The organism is Actinotalea subterranea (assembly GCF_008364845.1).
In the GTDB taxonomy this organism is placed as follows: domain Bacteria; phylum Actinomycetota; class Actinomycetes; order Actinomycetales; family Cellulomonadaceae; genus Actinotalea; species Actinotalea subterranea.
Window position 1 is genome coordinate 70,744 of the sequence record NZ_VTTP01000010.1, and the last position, 22,264, is coordinate 93,007.

A 22,264-nucleotide genomic window follows, 5' to 3' on the forward strand; every position below is an offset into this window, starting at 1 on the left:
GTGGCGGTCGGTGCGTGGGCCGGCGCTCGCGCACGAGGCGGCGCGGCGCACCGGGGTCAGAAGTCGTACAGGGGCTCGTCCTCGTCCACGCGACCCGCGGGCCCGGGGCCGGCCGGGCCACGGTGGGGCGACGAGGCACGGTCCCGGTCGGGCTCGTCCGTGCGACGCCGGAAGACGGCGCCCGCGTCGCCGGCCTCGGGCTCGACCAGGAGGGTGCTGACGAGGTCGCGCTCACGCGTGGCCATGGCGCTGCGGAACTGCTGGACGGCCTCCTCGAGCGCGCCGCCGACGCGGCGGCCGGTCTCGCCGACCTGCTCGGCTACGCCCTCGGGCGTGTACCGGCGCGCAGCCGCCCGCACCTTGCCGGCGACGAGCACCGCGCCGGCGGCGCCGACGCCCACCCAGAACAGGCGCCGCATCAGCGCGAGAACCGCTGGGCGAGGCCCGACATCGCCTGCCGGACACCGTAGGAGAACGCGGCGACCTTGATGAGCGGCCCGCCCACGGTCGCCGCGACGAGCGCGGTGAGTGCTGAGACGTTCTGGCTGATCTCGGCGGCCGAGGTCGTCACTGCGTCGACCTTGACGAGCTGGGCGTTGGTGGTGGCGACCGTCGCGGCCGTCTCGTCGAGGACAGGCACGGTGTGCGCGGTGATGTCCTTGACCGACTGCGTCGCCGCGTCGAACGTCCGGGCCAGCTTGACCAGGGGCAGGGCAAGGAAGCCCACCAGGATGAGGAACGCGATCGCGCCCAGCAGGCCGGCGACATCTCCTACGGACATCCCAAGCACCCTTCCTCGACGTCGGACAACAGGGGTGACCCTACTCGGGCCGGGTGCGACGACGCCCCGCAGGGACCGGGTGTCCGGCCGCCGTACGGGGCGTCGTCGTCGGCTGCGTCAGCGCGAGTAGTACTCGACGACCAGCTGGACCTCGCACGTCACCGGGACCTCGACGCGCTTGGGGCGGCGCGTGAGGACCGAGCTCAGCTTCTCGAGCTGGACGTCCAGGTAGCCCGGGACGGCGGGGAGCACGTCGCGGTGCGCACCGGCGGCGGCGACGAGGAACTGGTCGCTCGCCTGGCTGCGGGGCTTGATCTGGAGCGTCTGGCCGGGCTTCACCTGGAACGACGGGCGGTCGACGATCTTGCCGTCGACGAGCACGTGGCGGTGGACGACGACCTGGCGGGCCTGGAGGATCGTGCGGGCGAAGCCCGAGCGCAGGACGAGGGCGTCCAGGCGGGTCTCGAGGTTCTCGACGAGCGCCTCACCGGTCAGGCCGGGGGTCTTGCGAGCGTCCTCGAACGCGCGCGCCATCTGCTTCTCGCGGAGCCCGTACTGGGCGCGCAGGCGCTGCTTCTCGCGCAGACGGACGGCGTAGTCCGACTCGGTGCGGCGACGCGCACGGCCGTGCTCGCCGGGCGGGTAGGGACGCTTCTCGAAGTGCTTGACGGCCTTGGGCGTCAGGGCCAGGCCGAGGGCCCGGGACAGGCGCACCTGGCGGCGCGCGCGGGTCACAGAGGACACAGTGGTTCTTCCTGTCGTTGTCGTGGCACATCCCGCAGCGGAGGTGTCTCCGGCGGGTGTGGGACCAACCTTCGTGGTGCGGCTGAGGTCCCCAGGGTGGCTGCCCGCGAGCGGACAACCCCACAAGGCTACCCCACGTGGCGACGCAGGTCCGCCCGGGGCGGGCGGCTCAGCCGTGCAGGATCTGACGGATGCGCTCCAGCCGCGCTGTCACGTCCCGCTCGAACCCGCGGTCGGACGGCACGTAGTACCGCGCGTCGGTGAGCTCGTCGGGCGCGTACTGCTGCCGCGCGACCGCGTGCGGCTCGTCGTGCGCGTACCGGTACCCCTTGCCGTGCCCGAGGCCCTGGGCACCGGCGTAGTGCGCGTCGCGCAGGTGCGCCGGGACCGGTCCGGCCTTGCCGGCACGGACGTCCGCGATCGCGGCGTCGATCGCGGAGTAGGAGGCGTTCGACTTGGGCGCCGTCGCGACGTGCACGACCGCTTCCGCGAGGATGATGCGCGCCTCGGGCATCCCGATGAGCGCGACCGCCTGCGCCGCGGCGACAGCCGTCTGCAGCGCGGACGGGTCGGCCATGCCGACCTCCTCTGCCGCCGCGATGACGATCCGACGTGCGATGAAGCGCGGGTCCTCGCCCGCGACGACCATGCGCGCGAGGTAGTGCAGGGCGGCGTCGACGTCGGAGCCCCGCATCGACTTGATGAACGCGCTGATCACGTCGTAGTGCTGGTCCCCCGCGCGGTCGTACCGCACCGCCGCGACGTCGATCGCGCGCTCGACGGTGGCGAGGTCCACGCACGGGACGTCCCGCTCGCCGGGCTCCCCGGTCTCCTCCCGCTCCCCCGGCACCTCGACGGCCTCGAGCGCCGCCCCGGCAGCGGCCTCCAGGATCGTCAGCGCCTTGCGGGCGTCACCGCCCGCGAGCCGCAGCAGGTGCTCCTCGGCGTCCTCGGCGAGCCGCACCGCGCCCGCCAGACCGCGCTCGTCCGCGACCGCGCGTCGCACGAGGCCCCGCACGTCGTCGGTCGAGAGCGGTCGCAGCGTCAGCAGGAGGGAGCGCGAGAGCAGCGGCGAGTTGACCGAGAAGCTCGGGTTCTCCGTCGTCGCCGCGACGAGCGTGACCCATCGGTTCTCGACGCTCGGCAGCAGCGCGTCCTGCTGCGTGGTGGAGAAGCGGTGCACCTCGTCGATGAACAGGACCGTCTCCGCGCCCCCGGTCGCGAGCCGGCGCCGGGCGTCCTCGACCACCGCCCGGACGTCCTTGACGCCGGACGTCACGCCCGAGAGCTCGACGAAGCGCCTGCCCGACGTCGCCGCCACGAGGTACGCGAGCGTCGTCTTGCCCGTGCCGGGCGGCCCCCAGAGCACGACCGACGAGGGCGCCGCCCGGCGCGACGCGTCGTCCGCCGGCTCGACGAGGCGGCGCAGCGGCGACCCGGGCGCGAGCAGGTGCTGCTGCCCGGCGACCTCGCCGAGCGACCGCGGACGCATGCGGACCGCGAGAGGCGTGGTGCTGCCGACGTCCGGGAGACCCTCGACGGTCGAGGTGGCGGCGTCGAACAGGTCCATGGCCGAGAGCCTACGCACCGCCACCGACGCGCCCGACCGGGGCGGCCGCACGACGCCGGCGCGGCCCGGTGTGCGGGGACGGCCCGTGACCTGGGATGCTGGCGAGGTGTTCGACGCCCTCGGCCGTGCCGTCTCCCGGTCCCCCAGGATCACGGTCGCCGTGTGGGCCCTCATCACCGCGGGGTGCTTCGGTCTCGCGGTCGCCGGCGTGGGCGGCGAGAGCCTCTTCGAACGCCTCTCGACCGGGGCCCCGCAGGTCCCGGGCTCCCAGAGCGCCGAGGCGGACGACCTCATCGCCGAGGCGTCGACGAGCGGGCCGAGCCTGACCCTCGCGGTCCAGGACGTCGACCCGGCCGACCCCGCCCTCGCGGAGCCCGTCGGCGCGGCTCGCGAGGACCTCATGGCCGTCACGGGCGTCGCGTCGGTGATCGACCCCTACCTCCTGCCCGAGGGCCCGACGAGCGCGGCCGCGGCGCCGCTCATCGCCCAGGGTGGTGACGGGTTCCTCGTCGTCGTCGAGCTCGAGCCCGACCTGGTGCCCGACGTCGAGGACGCGGCTCTCGCGGAGGTCGAGGAGCGTCTCGACGCGCTCCCGGCCGAGCTCTCGGACGCCGTGCCCGGAGCCGCGGGCGCGTCCGGGCAGGTCGGCGGCACGTCGCTCATCGTCGAGGAGATCACCGACCAGGTCGAGGAGGACCTGCGGACCGGTGAGACCGTCGCCCTGCCGATCGCGCTGCTCGTCATGGTGCTCGTCTTCGGGGGCTTCCTCGCGGCCGCGATGCCCATGGCGGGGGCCCTCGCGTCCATCGCGGGCGGGCTCGGCAGCGTCTACGCGCTGTCCTACGGCCTCGACATGGACGCCTCCGTCGTCAACGTCGTGACCATCCTCAGCCTCGGCCTCTCCATCGACTACGGGCTGCTGATCGTGTCGCGCTTCCGCGAGGAGCTCCACGCGCTCGTCGACGTGGACCAGGGTGCGTCGGTGCGACGGCGCCGCGGCGACGGTGCGGTCGAGACGGCGCTGCGCCGGACCATGACGACCGCGGGGCGCACCGTCGCGTTCTCCGCGCTCACGGTCGCCATCGCGATCTCCGGCCTCATCGTCTTCGAGCCCGCGATCCTGCGCGCGTTCGGTGCCGCAGGAGTCGCGGTCATCCTCATCGCGGTCGCCACCGCGCTCACGCTCGTGCCCGCGCTGCTCCGGCTCGCCGGTCGCCACCTCATCGCACCCGGCCTTGTGAGCCGCGTCCCGGGCCTGCGCTGGGTGCTGGCCCGCACGAGCGACGTGTCGGCCGAGGAGGGTGCCTTCTCGCGCCTCGCGGGACGCGTCCAGCGGCACCCGTGGTGGGTGCTGGGCGTCAGCGTCCTCGTGCTCGGGGTGCTCGCCACCCCCTTCCTGCGGCTCGAGCTGCGCAACTCGACGATCGAGCTGCTGCCGCAGGGGTCGGACCAGCGCGCTTACGTCGAGGCGATCGCCGACGACTACCCGGCGTCGGCCTCGCCGCCCGTCGTCGTCCTCGCGCAGGCGTCGCTCGAGGACGTCGCCGCCTGGTCGGCCGAGCTCGCGGAGCTGCCCGACGTCGCGTCGGTCGACCCGCCCGCACCGCTGGGCGGGTACGTCGTGGTCGGCGTCCGCCCGGACACGACCGACCCCGGCGGAGCCGTCGCGCGCGCGGTCGTCGAGGACGTCCGGGCGACCGACGCCCCCTTCGACCGCTGGGTCACCGGCCAGGCCGCGAACCAGATCGACTTCACGCAGGCGCTGTTCGACCGGGCGCCGTGGGCGGTCGCGATCGTCGTCCTCGCCACCTTCGTGCTGCTCTTCCTCATGACTGGGTCCCTCGTCATCCCGCTCAAGGCGCTGCTGACGAACGCGCTGTCCCTGAGCGCGTCGCTCGGCGTCCTCGTGTGGGTGTTCCAGGACGGGCACCTCACGGGCCCGCTCGGCTTCTCGCCCACCGGAGGCATCGAGACGTACGTGGTGGCCCTGATCATCGCGTTCGGGTTCGGCCTCGCGATGGACTACGAGGTCTTCCTCCTGTCCCGGATCAAGGAGCTCTGGGACAGCGGCCGCACCAACGACGAGGCGGTGCGGCTCGGCCTGCAGCGGTCGGGCCGGATCATCACGTCGGCCGCCGTGATCATCATCGTGGTCTTCACGGGCTTCGTGTTCGGCAAGCTCCTGGTGATCAAGGAGGTGGGGTTCTCGCTCGCCGTGGCGGTCCTCATCGACGCGACGCTCGTCCGGATGCTCCTCGTGCCCGCCACCATGACGCTGCTCGGCCGCTACAACTGGTGGGCGCCCGCCCCGCTCGCGCGCCTGCACAAGCGCTTCGCCATCACGCACTGACGGCGATCCGCCCGTGGCTCAGGTGGGGGGCCGGCGCGCCCCGGGCGGCCCGAAGGACGCGAACTCGCCCTCGGTGACGTAGCCGAGCCGCCGGTAGATCCGCCGTGCCGCGTCGTTGTCGGCGTACAGGCCCAGCGACACCCAGGACGCCCCCGCGGCGAGCCCCGCGCGGGTCGCGGTCGCCGTGAGGGCAGCCCCGAGCCCGCGACCGCGGGCCGTCGGGCGGACGCCCAGGCCGTGCAGGTGCCAGGAGAGCGCACCGGGCGTGCGGGCGCCGCGGCGCGCCGCACCGACGACTCCCGCGAGCACGGCGCCGTCGCGGACCCCGAACCACGCCGCCTCGTCCGGCCCCGTCGGCTGGGCCGTCGTCCCCGGGTTCGACTCGGCGAGGCACGCCCGGATCGCGTCCGCGTCGACGGTCGGGTCGAGCGGCACGACCGCGTCCTCGACGGGCACGCGCGCGGGCGCCTCGTCGGTGACCATCCAGTCCCAGGTCGAGAACGGGGCGAGGCCCGACGCGTCGAGGGTCGGCTCGTCGACCACGACGCCGCGGGGCAGGCTCATCCAGTCGACCAGCGCCGGCGCCCCACGCGCGGAGAGTCCTGCGACCCGCCGTGCGACGAGGCGGACGACGCCGTCCGGGTCACCGCGACCCAGGAGCGTCGTGCGCCCCTCCCGGACGACCGCGACGAGCAGCGCCGCGTCGACGTCGTCCGGCTCGGTGACGAGCTCGACGTCGTGCCAACGCACGCGGTCACCGAGGAGCATCCGATCCGCCGCCCACACCCCCGGGAGGGTCGGCCGGGGGGCGTCCGGGTCGAGCGCCGGGGAGGTCGACGTCAGCCCCGCACCGCCTCGGTCGGCGTGGCGGAGCCGTCACCGGCGTCGGCCTTCGACGCGGGCTTCGCGTCGACGCCCGCCTCCTTGCGCTGCTGGGGCGTGATCGGCGCAGGCGCACCGGTCAGCGGGTCGTAGCCCCCGCCCGACTTCGGGAACGCGATGACGTCCCGGATCGAGTCCGAGTGCGTGAGCAGCGCGACGATGCGGTCCCAGCCGAAGGCGATGCCGCCGTGCGGCGGGGCACCGAACTGGAAGGCGTTGAGGAGCCAGCCGAACTTCTCCTGCGCCTCCTCCTCCCCGATCCCCATCATCGCGAAGACGCGCTCCTGCACGTCCCGGCGGTGGATACGGATGGACCCGCCGCCGATCTCGTTGCCGTTGCAGACGATGTCGTACGCGTAGGCGAGCGCGTTGCCCGGGTCCTCCTCGAAGCGGTCGACCCACTCGGGCGTCGGCGACGTGAAGGCGTGGTGGACGGCGGTCCAGGCGCCCTCACCGACCGCGACGTCGTCGTCCTCGCCCGTCGGCTTGAACAGCGGCGCGTCGACGACCCACACGAAGGACCACGCGGACTCGTCGATCAGGCCGACGCGGCGCCCGACCTCGAGGCGTGCCGCACCCAGCAGGGCGCGCGCCTCCGTGGGCTTGCCTGCGGCGAAGAAGACGCAGTCCCCCGGCGACGCTCCGACGGCGGCGACCAGCCCGGCCCGCTCGTCGTCGGAGAGGTTCTTGGCGACGGGCCCCCCGAGCTCGCCGTCCTCGCCGACCGTCACGTACGCGAGGCCCTTGGCGCCGCGCTGCTTGGCCCACTCCTGCCACGCGTCGAACGTGCGTCGGGGCTGCGAGCCGCCGCCCGGCATGACGACGGCGCCGACGTAGGGCGCCTGGAACACGCGGAACGGCGTCTGCGCGAAGTAGTCGGTCAGCTCGACGAGCTCGACGCCGAAGCGCAGGTCCGGCTTGTCCGTGCCGTAGCGCGTCATGGCGTCGGCGTAGGTCATGCGCGGGATGGGCGTGGGGATCGTGTGACCGATGAGCTCCCACAGCGCGACCAGGACGTCCTCGGCGACCTCGATGACGTCGTCCTGCTCGACGAAGCTCATCTCGACGTCGAGCTGCGTGAACTCGGGCTGCCGGTCCGCCCGGAAGTCCTCGTCGCGGTAGCAGCGGGCGATCTGGTAGTAGCGCTCCATGCCCGCGACCATGAGGAGCTGCTTGAAGAGCTGGGGTGACTGCGGGAGCGCGTACCAGGAGCCGGGGGCAAGCCGGGCCGGCACCACGAAGTCCCGGGCGCCCTCGGGCGTCGAGTGCGTGAGGGTCGGCGTCTCGATCTCCACGAAGTCGCGGGACTCGAGCACCCGGCGCGCGGCCGCGCTGACCTTGGAGCGGAGGCGGATCGCCGCGGCGGGCGCGGGCCTGCGCAGGTCCAGGTAGCGGTAACGCAGCCGCGCTTCCTCGCCGACGACCTCGTCCAGCGCCGAGGAGACCTGGAACGGGAGGGGGGCCGCCTCGTTGAGGACGACGACGTCGGTCGCCGTGACCTCGACCTCGCCCGTCGCGAGGTTCGCGTTCTCGTTGCCCTCGGGGCGCCGGCCGACCTCGCCGGTGACCTGGAGCACGTACTCGTTGCGCAGTCCGTGAGCGACCGCCTCGTCGCGGATGACCACCTGCGCGATGCCGGACGCGTCACGCAGGTCGATGAACGCCACGCCGCCGTGATCCCGCCGCCGGTCGACCCACCCGGTGAGCGTGACGGTCTGGCCGATGAGGTCGGCTCGCAGCGAGCCGGCGGTGTGGGTGCGGAGCACGAAGGGGTCCTTCCGGGACGGACAGGGGCTGGCGCCTGTCGGCGCCCCGACGAGTCTAGTGGCGCTCCCGGGACGCCGTCCCGGCGCCTCTGGGCGGCCAGGGGTGCAGCGCGGCGGGGGCGTGACCGGGCACGGCGGGCCGACGGGGTGGCACGGGGTCCAGGCGCACGTACGTCGTCTGGTCCGCCGGCCGCGGGTCGGGCTCACCCCGGTTGGGCCACGTGGCGACGGCGCGCTCGGCCTGGGCGACGATCGTCAGTGACGGGTTGACCCCGAGGTTCGCGCTGACCGCGGCGCCGTCGAGCACGTGCAGGCTCGGGTACCCGTGCACCCGCTGGTAGGGGTCGAGCACGCCCGTCGACGCGTCGCGGCCGATGGGGCAGCCGCCGATGAAGTGGGCGGTCAGCGGCATGTTCGCGACATCGCCCCAGGAGCTGCCCGGGACGCCCCCGAGAAGAGCTGCCAGGCGCGTGGCGGTCTCGTGCGCCGCGGGCACCCACGTGGGGTTGGGCTCACCGGCGCCCTGCCGGCTCACGAGGCGTGGGCGCCCGAGCCGGCCCACCCGCAGGTTCGTGTCGAGCGAGTTGTCCAGCGCCTGCATGACCAGGGCGATCGCCGTGCGCTCGCTCCACCGGTACGGGATCCGCGCGCGGACCGTCGTGCTGGGGTGCGTGACGAGCTCGAGCGCATACCGCCCCAGGATGCGCGCCCAGCGCGTGCCGCGGGACCCGCCCCGGGTGAGCACGGTCTGCAGCAGGGCCATCGCGTTGCTCCCGGCGGCGTAGCGCACGGGCTCGACGTGCGTGTGCGGGTCCGGGAAGAAGGACGACGTGATGGCCACGCCACGGTCGAGCCGGCGGCGCGGGTCCACGGTGGGCGCCGACGCACCGACGAGCGACTCGGAGTTGGTCCGTGTCGCGGTGCCGAGCCGCGCCGACAGGCCCGGCAGGTCTCCCCTGCGCCGGGCCGTGTGGAGCAGGACCTGGGTGTTGTAGGTGCCCGCCGCCAGGACGACCTGCGGCGCCCGGACGAGGCCGGGGACCCGGTCGGCCGTCCCGCGCGTCTCGACGAACCACCCGCGGCCCTCACGGTGCCGCAGCCGCGTGACCGTCGTCATCGCACGCACCTCGACGCCCACGGCCTCGGCGAGCGCAAGGTAGTTCTTCACGAGCGTGTTCTTGGCGCCCACCCTGCACCCCGTCATGCACGCGCCGCACTCGGTGCAGGCCGTCCGGTCAGGGCCCACACCCCCGAAGTACGGGTCGGGCACGCGCTCGCCGGGCGAGCCGAAGAGGACGCCGACGGGTGCGGTCGCGAACGTGCCGCCGACGCCCATCGCTGCTGCGACCTCCCGGAACAGCACGTCGGACGCGGTGGTCGTCGGGTTCGGCACCACGCCGAGCATGCGCGAGCCCTGGTCGTACCAGGGCCCCAGCTCCTGGGCCCAGTCCGTGATGCCCGCCCACTGCGGGTCCTCGAAGAACGGCGAGAGGGGCCGGTAGAGGGTGTTGGCGTACACGAGCGAGCCACCACCGACGCCCGCGCCGGCGAGGATGAGCGAGTCGGACACGCGGTGGATGCGCTGGATGCCGTAGCAGCCGAGCGACGGTGCCCAGAGGAAGCGGCGCAGGTCCCAGGACGTCCGCGCGAAGTCGGCGTCGGCGAACCGCCGCCCCGCCTCCAGCACGACGACGCGGTACCCCTTCTCCGCGAGACGCAGCGCCGCGACGCTGCCACCGAAGCCCGACCCCACGACGACGACGTCGTAGCCCACGTCCAGGCCGTGCTGGTCGTCCCGCGTAGTCCCCGTCGACATGGGCTGATCGTGCCAGAGCCTCAGAACAGCGTGCTCGCGACCCCCGGGGCGGGGTCCGGGCCGACGGGCTGGTCGGCGTCCCAGCCCGCCAGGCTGCCTGCCGGGTAGGTGCCCTCCTCAGGCCGCAGCGCACCGTCCGGTTGACGCGAGGCGGGACCGGCGAAGCCGTGCGCCTCCAGGAGCGGTGCGACGCGGGCGTGGAGCCAGTCGCGGTAGGCCGTCGACGCGTACGCCGTCGTCCCGTACAGCCGTCGGTACCCGGCGACCAGGTGCGGGTGCTCGGCGGCGAGCCACCGCATCATGAGCGGCTTGACCGAGCCGCGCAGGTGCATCGGAAGAGCGGTCACGCCCGTCGCGCCGGCAGCGGCGACCGCTGCGAGCAGAGCATCGAGGTGCGCCGTCGAGTCGGTCAGCCAGGGCAGGACGGGTGCGACGAACACGCCGCACGGCAGGCCGGCGTCGCGCACCGCGCGGATGAGGTCGAGGCGCGCCCGCGGGGTCGGCGTCCCCGGCTCGAGCCGCCGCTGGAGGTCCTCGTCGAGCACCGCGAGAGAGACGGCGAGACCCACGGGGACGCGGGTCGCGCACTCCGCCAGCAGCGGGAGGTCACGCCTGAGCAGCGTCCCCTTGGTGAGGATCGAGAACGGCGTCCTCGCCGCCGTGAGCGCCTCGACGATCCCGGGCATGAGGCGGTAGCGACCCTCGGCACGCTGGTAGGGGTCGGTGTTGGTCCCGAGCGCGACGTGCTCCCGCCGCCAGGACGGACGGGCCAGCTCGGAGCGCAGCACCTCGACGACGTTCGTCTTGACGACGATCTGGGTCTCGAAGTCGGTCCCCGGCCCCAGGTCGAGGTACTCGTGCGTCGGACGCGCGTAGCAGTACGTGCACGCGTGCAGGCACCCGCGCATCGGGTTGACCGTCCACCGGAACGGCATGCGCGAGCCGGCCGGCACCCGGTTGAGCGCCGTCCGCGCGGCGACCTCGTGGAAGGTGACCCCCGCGAAGTCGGGCGTCCGCACGCTGCGGACGAGGCCTGCCAGGCCGAGGCCGGGCAGCGCGCCGTCGTCCGCGCCCACCACCTGGCCGTCCCACCGCATGTAGGACAGTCGAACGCGTGTTCGACGCGGGGTCAACCGTCCCGTCGAGGCGTCGCAGGCACCTCAGTCGGTCGCGGCCACCACGCGCGGCCACAGGTCCTGCGCCGGCGGCGCCCAGGTGCTCGGGTCCGCGTCGGTCTGCTCACCGGTGCGGATGTCCTTGACCTGGTCCGCGACGGCGTCACCGTCCGGCCCGGCGGGCGCTCCCGGGAACCACACGAACGGGATGCCCCGGCGGTCGGCGTGCCGGATCTGCTTGCCGAACTTCGCAGCCGCGGGCGCGACGTCGGCGGGGACTCCTCGCCGACGCAGCTGCTCGGCGACCGCGTCGCTGAGCCCGCGCGTCTCCTCGGACGTGACCGCCACGAGCACGGCGGTCGGCACGCCACGGGTCGCGCGCACGAGACCCGCGGACAGGAGCCGCGAGACGAGCCGCGAGACACCGACGGACAGACCCACGCCCGGGTAGGTGGTCGACCCGTCGGACGCCAGGGCGTCGTACCGCCCGCCCGAGCAGATCGAGCCGAGCTGCTCGTGGCCGACGAGGACGGTCTCGTAGACCGACCCCGTGTAGTAGTCGAGGCCACGCGCGATCTTCAGGTCCGCGCGGATGACGCCCGGCGCACGCCGGCTCGCGGCGTCCATCAGGGCACGCAGCTCCGCGAGCCCGACCTCGAGCAGCGGGTTCGACGCACCGAGCTCCTGGGCGAGCGCGGCGACGGCGTCCACCACGCCGCCGTCCTCACCCCTGATCGCTGCGAGCCGCAGCACCGCCTGCGCCTGGGTGTCCGACGCACCCGCCTCGGCCCTCAGCAGGGCGGCGACGGCGTCCGCGCCGATCTTGTCGAGCTTGTCGACCGAGCGGAGCACCGCGTCGACGTCCTCGAGGCCGACCCCGCGGGCGAACCCCTCGACGACGCGGCGGTTGTTGACGAGGATGACGACGGGCGGGACGCCGACGTCGGCCAGCGCCGCGAAGGCCTCCGCGATGACGAGCGGGAGCTCGACCTCGAAGTGGTACGGCAGCTCGCCCTGGCCGACGACGTCGATGTCGGCCTGCACGAACTCCCGGAACCGGCCGTCCTGCGGGCGCTCGCCGCGCCACACCTTCTGGATCTGGTGCCGCTTGAACGGGAACGCGAGGTGGCCGGCGTTCTCCAGGACGTACCGGGCGAAGGGCACGGTGAGGTCGAAGTGCAGGCCGAGCGCCTTGTCCGACGAGCCGGCGGTCTCACCCGCCTGCTCTCCCTCGCCCTCCTGCAGGCGCCGCAGGACGTAGACCTCCTTGGAGGTCTCGCCCTTGCGCAGCAGCTGGTCGAGGGGCTCGACGGCCCGGGTCTCGATCCCGGCGAAGCCATGGAGCTCGAAGGTCCGACGCAGCACGTCGAGCACGTGCTGCTCGACGACGCGCTCGGTCGGGAGCCACTCGGGGAAGCCGGACAGCGGGGTGGGGCGGGCCATGGGACAGCATCCTTCCAGGACCTGGGTGGCGGTGCGGACGACGTCCGGGCCGCGGCTCGCGGTGGGAGGCCACGGGAGGGTCGCCATCGAGGCGCCGGCGTGCGACGCCCGCCCCCGCTGCGCCCGGCGTGCGCGAGCTCAGCGGTGCGCGATCATCGGTGCGCGCTCAGGTACGGGTTCGTCGCCAGCTCGACGGCCACGCTCGACGACGGGCCGTGACCCGGCAGCACGGCGGTCTCGGGCGGCAGCGCCGCGAGCAGCCCCAGCGTCCGGGTCATCGCCTCCCAGTCGCCCCCGGGCAGGTCCGTCCGCCCGATGCTGCCCGCGAAGAGCACGTCACCGGTGAGCGCCGTCGGCGCGGCGTCCGGTCGCTCGTCGCCGCCCGGGACGAGGTAGACCGTCGAGCCCTCGGTGTGCCCGGGGGCGTGCCACGCGTCGAGCACGAGCGGCTCGCCCTCGGCGGCGCCGAGCGTCACCCGTACCCGCGCGGCGCCGGTGTGCGTGAACGTCGACACGCGCGCGGGCCGTGCCGGTGCTCCGAGGGTCGTGCCGAGCTCCGCGAGCTGGTCACCGAGCGGCCCGAGGGTCCGGAAGGGTGCGTCGAGCCGGTAGGCGTCGGCCGCGTGGATGTGCAGCGGCACGTCGAGCAGCTCGCCGAGCCGGGCCGCGGACCACCAGTGGTCGACGTGGCCGTGCGTCGCGAGCATGCCCACCACGCGCCAGCCCTCGTCCCGGGTGACCGCCATGACCTCGTCGACGACTCCCCCGCCCGGGTCGACGACGACGCACCGACCGTCGAGGTCCACGACGAGGTGGCAGCAGGCGCCCAGGAGCGGCGCGACCAGGGTCCGGATGAGCACTGACGCACACTATCGAGCCGCACCCACGGCCAGGCCGCGCGGGCCCGACCCCGCGCGAAGACCGAGACCAGACCGTGACATCGCGCGACGGCCCGGGGCGGACCCGCCGCGCGGCGCTTGCCTAGACTGTGCGAGGCCCGGGAGCCGCGACGGCGGACCCGGGCGACCGCCGCACGCCGGCGGGAACGCCGAGGTGCGACGGCACGACGAGACAGGAGCGCAGGTGTCCTCGAGCAAGCGTGAGCGCGAGTACGCACGCAAGCGGCACGAGAAGTGGCTCGCCCACCAGGCTGCCGCACGCGCCCGTCGTCGTCGCCGCCAGGTGGCGGTGGGATCCGTGCTCGGCGTCGTCGCGCTCGTCGGCGCCGTCGCGCTCGTGGTGACGACGACTCGTGGCGGCGATGCTGCTCCCGAGGCCACACCGACCCCGAGCGCGGAGCCCACCACGACGCCCGACGCGCGCGAGGTGCCGGACGCGGGCCTCGCCGAGGGACGGGCGTGGACGGCCGCGGTCGCCACGACCCAGGGCCCTCTGACGTTCGAGCTGGACGGCGCCGCAGCGCCGCAGGCCGTCGCCTCCTTCGTGGCGCTCGCGCAGGAGGGCTTCTTCGACGGGACGGACTGCCACCGGCTCACGACCGAGGGCATCTACGTGCTCCAGTGCGGAGACCCGACGGGCACCGGCACGGGCGGGCCCGGCTACAGCTTCGGGCCGATCGAGAACGCCCCCGCGGACGACGTGTACCCGGCCGGTACGGTGGCCATGGCGCGCACGTCCGGGGACGCGGAGAGCATGGGGAGCCAGTTCTTCCTCGTGTACGAGGACTCACAGATCCCCGCGGACGCCGCGGGGGGCTACACGGTGATGGGGCGCATCACCTCGGGCATGGACGTGCTCGAGGGGGTCGCCGACGCGGGTGTCGTCGAGGGGACCGAGACACCGGCCACGCAGGTCACGATCGAAGGGGTTGAGGTTCAGTGACCGATCAGGAGAACGCAGACCACGCCGCAACGGCGGCGGACGAGACCGCGGAGGCGGTGACCACCCCGCCCGAGAGCACGACCCCCGGGACCGACGCCGACCCCAGCGACGCCGCGGCGGACACGGTCGCGGACGCGGCGGACGAGGAGCAGGCCGCCGAGGAGGCAGCCGCACCGCGCCCGGCCACGGACGAGGAGCCCACTGACGTCGCCCCGGCCGTGGAGGCGGAGGCGACCCCCGAGCCGGAGCAGGCCGCGGAGCCCGTGCAGGCCGCGGAGCCGGACGCGCCCGGGGAGGTCGTCGCCGAGCAGGCTGCCGACGCCCCCGTCGAGCCGGTGCCCGCGTCCGACGCCGACGCCGCACCGACGACGGAACCCCAGCAGGCCGCGACGGCACCTGCGCCGGGTCCGCGCCCGGTCCCCCGTCCCCCTCTCCCCGGTGCGCGACCGGCCGCACCGACGCCCGCGGCGATCGCGCCCGTCGTCGGGGCACCGACCGCGGCCCCGGTGCCGCCGGCGCTGACACCCGCCGAGAGCGCCGAGGCGGCCCGCTGGGGCCGTGTCGACGACGACGGCACCGTGTGGGTGCGCGAGCAGACCGGTGAGCGAGCCGTGGGCCAGTACCCCGGTGCCGAGGCGCCGGACGCCCTGGCGTTCTACGTCCGCCGCTTCGCCGACCTCCACGCCAAGGTGGTTCTCTTCGAGGCGCGCCTGTCGGCGACCGACCTCGCGGTCAAGGAGATCGACTCGACCCTCCAGCACCTCACCGAGGAGCTCGCGGAGCCCGCCGCCGTGGGTGACCTGGACAGCCTGCGGGCCCGCCTCGGGACGCTCCGGGCCGTCGCGGCCGAGCGCCGGGCGGCGGCCGAGGCCGAGCGCGCGGCCGCGAAGCAAGCCGCGCTCGAGAGCCGGACCGCGATCGTCGAGGCGGCGGAGAAGATCGCCGGGACCGACCCCGAGCGCATCCAGTGGCGCCCCGCCGGTGAGCAGCTGCGCGTCCTGCTCGACCAGTGGAAGGACGCCCAGCGGCACGGACCGCGCATCGACCGCGGCTCCGAGGACGCGCTGTGGAAGCGGTTCAGCCACGCGCGCTCGACCTTCGACCGTGAGCGCCGCCGATTCTTCTCCGAGCTCGAGAAGCACAACACCGAGGCGAAGGCCGAGAAGGCGGCCCTCGTCGCGGAGGCCGAGAAGCTCGCGGAGAGCACCGACTGGGGCGGCACGTCCGCCGCCTACCGCGACCTCATGGCGCGCTGGAAGGCCGCCGGCCGGGCCAGCCGCAAGGACGACGACGCCCTCTGGGCCCGCTTCCGCGCGGCCCAGGACCGCTTCTTCGCGGCACGTGACGCGAGCCAGAAGCAGACGGACGCCGAATTCTCCGCGAACCTCGAGGTCAAGCTCGCCCTGCTCGAGGAGGCCGAGCGGCTGGTCCCCGTGCGCGACCTCGCCGCCGCACGCGCGCGCCTCCGCGAGATCCAGGAGCGGTGGGAGCAGGCCGGCAAGGTCCCGCGCGCGGACATCCAGCGGGTCGAGGGCCGCCTCCGTGCGGTCGAGCAGACGGTGCGCGAGTCGGAGCAGGCCCAGTGGCAGCGCAGCAACCCTGAGACGCGGGCCCGTGCCGAGGGCGCCGCGGCGCAGCTCCTGGCCGCGATCGCCGGCCTGGAGTCGGACCTCGCAGCCGCGGAGGCCGCGGGCGACGCTCGCAAGATCGCCGACGCGCGGGCGGCTCTCGACGCACGTCGCGCGTGGCTCGAGCAGGTCGAGCGGGCGGCCGCCGACTCGCGCGGCTGACGACCCCGGAAGGGCTCGGTGGGCTCGTGCCCGCCGAGCCCTTCGTCGTCCGTGCGGCCGAGGCCGCGGGGGGTCTGCCCGGTGACGGGGGCGGTGCGCGTCAGCCGTGCGTCACGGGAAGCTCGGCGGCCCGGGAACCCGTGATGCGGTAGACGTCGAACACGCCGTCGACCTTCCGGACGGCGCTGAGGACCGAGCTGAGGTGCGCCGGCTCGGCCATCTCGAAGACGAACCGGGAGATCGCGACCCGGTCCCGTGAGGTCGAGACCGTCGCGGACAGGATGTTCACGTGGTGGTCGGAGAGCACCCGGGTCACGTCCGAGAGCAGTCGGCTGCGGTCGAGCGCCTCGACCTGGATCTGGACGAGGAAGAGCGTGCTCGCGCCCGTGTCCCACTCGACCTCGACGATGCGCTCGGGCTGGTTGCGCAGCCCGACGACGTTCTGGCAGTCGGCACGGTGCACGCTCACACCGGTGCCGCGCGTGATGAAGCCGATGATCTCGTCGCCCGGGACCGGCGTGCAGCACTTCGCGAGCTTCGCCCAGATGTCGCTGACACCCTTGACGATGACGCCCGCGTCGCCCGACCGCGGTCGGCGTGCCTGCTGCCCGGGACGCGCGGCCTCGGCGACGTCCTCCTCGGTACCGGACTCGCCGCCCATGGACTGCACGAGGCGGTGCACGACGGAGGCGGCGGACGCCTGTCCCTCGCCGATCGCGGCGTAGAGCGCCGAGACGTCACCGAACCGCATCTCGTTGGCGAGCGTGACCAGCGCCTCGTGCGTGAGGAGTCGCTGGATCGGCAGGTTCTGCTTGCGCATCGCCTTGGCGATGGCGTCCTTGCCGTGCTCGATCGCCTCCTCGCGACGCTCCTTCGAGAACCACTGGCGGATCTTGTTCCGCGCCCGCGGGCTCTTGACGAACGTCATCCAGTCGCGGCTGGGGCCGGCCGTCTCGGACTTGGACGTCAGGACGTCGACGACGTCGCCGTTCTCCAGGGTCGAGTCGAGCGGCACGAGGCGTCCGTTGACGCGCGCACCCATCGTGCGGTGCCCGACCTCGGTGTGCACGGCGTACGCGAAGTCGACGGGCGTCGAGCCCGCCGGCAGCGCCATGACGTCGCCCTTGGGCGTGAAGACGAAGACCTCCGCGCCGCGGATCTCGAACCGCAGGGAGTCGAGGAACTCCGTCGGGTCGGCCGTCTCGCGCTGCCAGTCGACAAGCTGACGCAGCCACGCCATGTCACCGGCCGCGTCGACCGGTCCCCCTTGCTTGGCGATCTCCTTGTACTTCCAGTGCGCAGCGACGCCGTACTCGGCCCGCCGGTGCATCTCGTGCGTGCGAATCTGGATCTCGACGGGCTTGCCGCCGGGCCCGATCACCGTCGTGTGCAGGGACTGGTACATGTTGAACTTGGGCATCGCGATGTAGTCCTTGAACCGGCCGGGGACCGGGTTCCACCGCGCGTGGAGGGCGCCGAGCGCCGCGTAGCAGTCGCGGACCGAGTCGACGAGCACGCGCACGCCGACGAGGTCGTAGATGTCCGCGAAGTCACGGCCCCGCACGATCATCTTCTGGTAGATCGAGTAGTAGTGCTTGGGCCGCCCCGTGACCGTCGACTTGATCTTGACCGCGCGGAGATCAGCCGTCACCTGCTCGCGCACGACCGACAGGTACTCGTCCCGCGCCGGGGCCCGCTCCGCCACGAGGTGCACGATCTCCTCGTACACCTTGGGGTAGAGGGTCGCGAACGACAGGTCTTCGAGCTCCCACTTGATGGTGTTCATGCCCAGCCGGTGGGCGAGCGGCGCGTAGATCTCGAGCGTCTCGCGAGCCTTGCGCTCCGCGGAGGCCGCGGGGACGAAGCGCCAGGTGCGCGCGTTGTGCAGGCGGTCCGCGAGCTTGATGACGAGGACGCGGATGTCCCGCGACATCGCGACGACCATCTTGCGCACGGTCTCGGCCTGCGCGGCGTCCCCGTAGACCACCTTGTCGAGCTTCGTGACGCCGTCGACGAGCATCGCGATCTCGGGCCCGAACTCCGAGCTCAGGCTCTCGAGCGAGTACTCCGTGTCCTCGACCGTGTCGTGCAGCAGCGCCGCAGCGAGCGTCGGCGGCGTCATGCCGAGGTCCGCGAGGATCGTCGCGACCGCGACCGGGTGCGTGATGTACGGGTCGCCGCTGCGGCGCGTCTGGCCGCGGTGCGCGCGCTCCGCCGCCGCGTAGGCGCGCTCGAGGACGCTGAGGTCGGCCTTGGGGTGGTTCGCCCGGACGGCGAGCATGAGCGGCTCGAGGGCGGGCGACCCTGCCGGGGTGCGGCTGCCGAACCGGACGAGCCGGGAGCGGACGCGGCTCCCCGTGACGGGGAGCTCGGAGGTGACGGGACGGACGCCCGCCGGGTCGGTGCCGTCGCCGGGCTCGTCACCGTCGGGGTACGCCGCCCGGCCGACGACCGGCGGGACCGGATCGCTCGTGAGGCGGCGCACGCCTGCGCGGGGCGGCGGCCCAGGCTGATCGGCCATGTCGGGCTCCCCTCGCGCTCGGTGAGGGTACGAGTCTAGTTGCGCCGAGCCCCGCACGCGTTCACGGCCCCCACGAGCGCCGGGCAGCGGGCCCGCGCCGTCGGGCCGCGCCGGGGAGCTCGGTCAGTAGGTCAGCAGGACGTCGAGGTCGCGCCCGGCCAGCCTGGACCGACCGCCCAGGAACGTGAGCTCCATGAGGAAGGCGAGGCCGACGACGACGCCGCCCGCCTGCTCGAGCAGCTCGACCGTGGCCTCGGCCGTGCCACCGGTCGCCAGCACGTCGTCGACGACGAGGATCCGCGTCCCGGGGGTGATGGTGTCCGCGTGGACCTCGAGCACGGCGCTGCCGTACTCGAGGTCGTAGGCGCCCGCGAGCGTCTCGCGCGGGAGCTTGCCCTCCTTGCGCACGGGGACGAACCCGGCGCCGAGACCGACCGCGACGGGGGCGCCGAGGATGAAGCCTCGCGCCTCCATCCCGACGACGAGGTCGACGCCCGCCGGTGCACGACGCACCATGGCCTCGACGACGGCGGCGAAGGCCGGTCCGTCCGCGAGCAGCGGCGTGATGTCCTTGAACACGACGCCGGGCTGCGGGTAGTCCGGGACGTCGTGGACGAGGGCCGCGGCGCGCGCGGCGAGGTCGTCCCGCTCGGCGGTCATGACTGCCGTCCCGAGGGACGGTTCGGCTTGCGGCGCTTCGGCTGCGCACGCGTGCCGAGGTGGGCACCGGGCATGACCGCACCGACGACGACCGGGGGTGCTCCCGTAGCCGTGGCGTCGCCGCCTGCCTGGGCGGCCTGCGCACGGGCCGCGAGCACGCGCTCCGTGTGCGCCGCGATCGCCGGCTCCCGCTGGCGCAGCGTGACCTCGAACGGCGTCGCGATGAAGATCGACGAGAACGTCCCCACGGCCATGCCGATGAACAGCGCCAGTGCGATGTCCCGAAGCGTGCCGGCGCCGAGGAGGAACGCGCCGATGAAGAGGATCGCGCCCACGGGCAGCAGCGCGACGATCGAGGTGTTGATGGAGCGGACGAGCGTCTGGTTCACCGCGAGGTTCGCCATCTCCGCGTACGTGAAGCGCTTCTGCTCGGTCACCTTGTCGGTGTTCTCGCGCACCTTGTCGAAGACCACGACGGTGTCGTAGAGCGAGTACCCGAGGATCGTCAGGAAGCCGATCACCGTCGCCGGGCTCACCTCCCAGCCGATCCCGGCGTACAGGCCCACCGTGATGACGAGGTCGTGCGCGAGTGCCACGAGGGCCGCCGCGGCCATGCGCCACGCGCGGAAGTACAGGGTCATCACGACGCTCACGAGCAGGAGGAAGATCACCAGGCCGCGCAGGGCCTTGCCGGTGACGTCCTTGCCCCAGGTGGGTCCGACGAACGACGAGCTGACCTCGTTCTCCGGCACGTCGTAGGCGGCGGCGAGCGCCTGCACGACCTCGCGCACCTGGGTGTCGTCGAGGTCACCCGTCTGCACGCGCATGGCGGACCCGCCGACGACGGAGACCCGCGGGATCTCCTCCGCGTCGACCGACGCGACCGCGTCGATGGCCGGCTGCTGCGCGGTGTCCTCGACCCCGGTGACCGTGAACTCCGCACCGCCGCGGAAGTCGATGCTCGGGTTGAGCTGGCGTGTGGCGAGGAAACCCGCGGAGAGCACGAGGATCACCAGCGAGATCGCGTACCAGCGGCGGCGGTTCCCGACGATGTCGTAGGAGCGCTTGCCGGTGTACAGGTCGTTGCCCCACTGGGACAGTCGCGAGGCCATCAGGCGTCCTTCCCGTCGGTCCGCACGTCGTCCTGGGCCGCGCCGTCGGCCGGGTCCTCGGAGGGGGCCTCGGCACCCGGGCCGGCGCCGGCACCCGGCGGTGCACCCGCGGGCGGTGTCGACGCCGCCAGCCGGGCCGCTGCGCGTCGCTCGGCGATGGTCGCGCGCCGCGGACCCTCGTCGGAGCCCACCGCACCGACGGGCGCGAGGTCGTCGTCGGCCGGCTGAGCCTGCCCGGCCACGACGACGCGCCCGCGGCCCGCGTACCGGGCGCGCGCTCCGAGCCGGACGGGGTCGAGGCCGGAGAACCGGTGACCCTGGCCGAAGAACTTCGTCCGCGCCGCGAGGAGCATCACGGGGTGCGTGAAGAGCATGACGACGGCGAGGTCGATCAGGGTCGTCAGGCCGAGGGTGAACGCGAAGCCGCGCACCCCGCCCACGGCGAGGAAGTACAGGACGACAGCCGCGAGGAAGTTCACGGCGTCGGAGATGATGATCGTCCGGCGCGCACGGTCCCAGCCGTGCTCGACGGCGGCGGGCAGCGTCCGGCCGTCGCGGAGCTCGTCGCGGATGCGCTCGAAGTAGACGATGAACGAGTCCGCGGTGATGCCGATCGCGACGATGATGCCCGCGACGCCGGGAAGGCTCAGTCGGTAGCCCTGCGTCCAGGACAGCACCGCGATCAGGCCGTAGGCCAGGAGCCCGGCCGCGACGAGCGACGCGATCGTCACCCCGCCGAGGGCGCGGTACTGGGCGAGGGAGTAGACGCCCACGAGCACCAGGCCGATCAGGCCCGCGAGCAGGCCACGCTGGAGCTGCTCCGACCCGAGGGTCGCGGAGATCTGCTGCTCGCTCTGCACCTCGAACGTCAGGGGCAGAGCACCGAAGTTGAGCTGCTGCGCGAGCGTCGCGGCGGACTCGCGCGTGAAGCTCCCCGAGATCTCCGCCTTGCCGTCGGAGATGATCGAGTTCACCGACGGCGCCGAGATCACGAGGCCGTCGAGGACCATCGCGAACTGGTTGCGCGGGCTCTCGAGGTTCAGCAGACGCGTCGTCACCTCACGGAACGCCACCGTTCCGTCACCGTCGAACTCGATGTTCGTGACCCACTCGCTCGTGATCGCGCCGGTCTGGGTGGTGCGCAGACCCGAGCTGGCGTTGGCGATCTCCTCGCCGCGCACCTCGACCGGACCGAGGATGTACTTGACCGCGCCGTTCTGGTCGCACGAGACCACCGCGGCCTCCGGGTCGCCGACGAGCTCGGCGCCGCCCGCGAGGTTCTCGGGGTCCGTGCAGTCGTACGCGTTGAACTGGTCGAGGACGTCCTGCGTGACCCAGGCGGGGTCGCTGGCGTCCGCCGGCTCGGTGCCCTCGGCCGGCGGGGTCACCGTCGCCGACGCGTCCTCGACAGGCGTGGGCGCGGCCTGCACGATCACGGGCCGGAACAGCATCTGCGCCGACTCGCGGACCAGGTCGAGCGTCTCGTCGTCGGGCTCACCGGGGAGCGCGACGACGATGTTGCTGCCGCCCTGGCTCGTGATCTCGGCCTCGGCGACACCCGAGGCGTCGATGCGCTGGCGGATGATGTCGATCGCCTGGGCGATCGTGTCCTCGGTGACCCGCTCACCGTCCTCGGCGGTCGGCCGGAGGATGAGCTGGGTGCCCCCCTCGAGGTCGAGCGCCAGCTTGGGGGTGAGCGAGGCGTTGCCCCACACGTTCCCGGCGATCAGGGCGGCGAAGAGGGCGATCACCAGGACCGCGAACGTCACCAGGGTGCGCACAGGTCGTTCGCGGCGGGTCGATGTGGCCAACGGTTCTTCTTCTCTCGTGCGTGGTCCGGCCGCGGGGCGGCCGGTGCCGTGGGCGCCGGCG

General features: G+C 73.7%; 17 protein-coding genes. 3 read left to right on the plus strand and 14 right to left on the minus strand.

What is annotated here, in order from left to right:
• Positions 1–56: 56 nt before the first annotated feature.
• The 4 genes from FZ988_RS15025 to FZ988_RS15040 all read right to left on the minus strand — a co-directional run bounded on the left by FZ988_RS15025 (position 57) and on the right by FZ988_RS15040 (position 3,095).
• Positions 57–419, minus strand: a complete 363-nt coding sequence (locus FZ988_RS15025) for a hypothetical protein (RefSeq protein ID WP_149204849.1) — start codon at positions 417–419, stop codon at positions 57–59.
• Positions 419–781, minus strand: coding sequence for a DUF948 domain-containing protein (locus FZ988_RS15030; RefSeq protein WP_149204850.1), 363 nt, complete (start codon positions 779–781; stop codon positions 419–421). Before FZ988_RS15030 ends, FZ988_RS15025 begins: the two co-directional genes overlap by 1 nt.
• A 117-nt stretch (positions 782–898) precedes the next feature.
• Positions 899–1,525: a 30S ribosomal protein S4 gene (rpsD, locus tag FZ988_RS15035; protein WP_149204851.1), complete on the minus strand. Its 627-nt coding sequence runs from the start codon at positions 1,523–1,525 to the stop codon at positions 899–901.
• 169 nt (positions 1,526–1,694) lie between these two features.
• Positions 1,695–3,095 carry a replication-associated recombination protein A gene (locus FZ988_RS15040; RefSeq protein ID WP_149204852.1) on the minus strand — a complete coding sequence of 467 codons (1,401 nt, stop codon included), beginning with the start codon at positions 3,093–3,095 and terminating at the stop codon, positions 1,695–1,697.
• A gap of 85 nt (positions 3,096–3,180) precedes the next feature.
• Here FZ988_RS15040 and FZ988_RS15045 point away from each other — a divergent pair, with 85 nt between their 5' ends.
• Positions 3,181–5,445 (plus strand): MMPL family transporter, encoded by a 2,265-nt coding sequence (locus tag FZ988_RS15045; RefSeq protein ID WP_246169547.1) that lies wholly within the window; start codon positions 3,181–3,183, stop codon positions 5,443–5,445.
• A gap of 18 nt (positions 5,446–5,463) precedes the next feature.
• Here FZ988_RS15045 and FZ988_RS15050 read toward each other — a convergent pair whose 3' ends face one another.
• The 6 genes from FZ988_RS15050 to FZ988_RS15075 form a co-directional block, all read right to left on the minus strand.
• On the minus strand, positions 5,464–6,195 hold the full coding sequence (locus FZ988_RS15050) for a GNAT family N-acetyltransferase (RefSeq protein ID WP_188079124.1): 732 nt from the start codon (positions 6,193–6,195) through the stop codon (positions 5,464–5,466).
• An 89-nt stretch (positions 6,196–6,284) separates the two neighbouring features.
• Positions 6,285–8,093, minus strand: coding sequence for an aspartate--tRNA ligase (gene aspS / locus FZ988_RS15055; RefSeq protein ID WP_149204855.1), 1,809 nt, complete (start codon positions 8,091–8,093; stop codon positions 6,285–6,287).
• A gap of 55 nt (positions 8,094–8,148) precedes the next feature.
• Positions 8,149–9,909: an FAD-dependent oxidoreductase gene (locus tag FZ988_RS15060; protein ID WP_149204856.1), complete on the minus strand. Its 1,761-nt coding sequence runs from the start codon at positions 9,907–9,909 to the stop codon at positions 8,149–8,151.
• A 20-nt stretch (positions 9,910–9,929) separates the two neighbouring features.
• Entirely contained in the window at positions 9,930–11,006 is a 1,077-nt protein-coding gene (locus tag FZ988_RS15065; protein WP_149204857.1) for an Rv2578c family radical SAM protein, read from the minus strand.
• A 63-nt stretch (positions 11,007–11,069) separates the two neighbouring features.
• Positions 11,070–12,467, minus strand: a complete 1,398-nt coding sequence (gene hisS, locus FZ988_RS15070) for a histidine--tRNA ligase (protein ID WP_149204858.1) — start codon at positions 12,465–12,467, stop codon at positions 11,070–11,072.
• 152 nt (positions 12,468–12,619) lie between these two features.
• Complete coding sequence (locus tag FZ988_RS15075) at positions 12,620–13,327, minus strand: MBL fold metallo-hydrolase (protein WP_149204859.1); 708 nt, start codon at positions 13,325–13,327, stop codon at positions 12,620–12,622.
• 223 nt (positions 13,328–13,550) lie between these two features.
• Between FZ988_RS15075 and FZ988_RS15080 the strand changes: the two genes are divergently transcribed.
• Positions 13,551–14,309: a peptidylprolyl isomerase gene (locus tag FZ988_RS15080; RefSeq protein ID WP_149204860.1), complete on the plus strand. Its 759-nt coding sequence runs from the start codon at positions 13,551–13,553 to the stop codon at positions 14,307–14,309.
• A complete protein-coding gene (locus FZ988_RS15085) occupies positions 14,306–16,099 on the plus strand; it encodes a DUF349 domain-containing protein (protein WP_246169548.1) in 1,794 nt (597 codons plus the stop codon). The genes FZ988_RS15080 and FZ988_RS15085 overlap by 4 nt, the downstream gene beginning before the upstream one ends.
• A 100-nt stretch (positions 16,100–16,199) precedes the next feature.
• On the opposite strand, the gene FZ988_RS15090 is transcribed toward FZ988_RS15085, so the two are convergent.
• From FZ988_RS15090 to secD, 4 genes are all read right to left on the minus strand, one after another.
• Positions 16,200–18,620, minus strand: coding sequence for a RelA/SpoT family protein (locus FZ988_RS15090; RefSeq protein ID WP_149204861.1), 2,421 nt, complete (start codon positions 18,618–18,620; stop codon positions 16,200–16,202).
• A 123-nt stretch (positions 18,621–18,743) separates the two neighbouring features.
• On the minus strand, positions 18,744–19,280 hold the full coding sequence (locus FZ988_RS15095; RefSeq protein ID WP_149204862.1) for an adenine phosphoribosyltransferase: 537 nt from the start codon (positions 19,278–19,280) through the stop codon (positions 18,744–18,746).
• Complete coding sequence (gene secF / locus FZ988_RS15100) at positions 19,277–20,392, minus strand: protein translocase subunit SecF (protein WP_149204863.1); 1,116 nt, start codon at positions 20,390–20,392, stop codon at positions 19,277–19,279. The genes FZ988_RS15095 and secF overlap by 4 nt, the downstream gene beginning before the upstream one ends.
• Positions 20,392–22,203: a protein translocase subunit SecD gene (secD, locus tag FZ988_RS15105; RefSeq protein WP_149204864.1), complete on the minus strand. Its 1,812-nt coding sequence runs from the start codon at positions 22,201–22,203 to the stop codon at positions 20,392–20,394. The genes secF and secD overlap by 1 nt, the downstream gene beginning before the upstream one ends.
• Positions 22,204–22,264 lie beyond the last annotated feature (61 nt).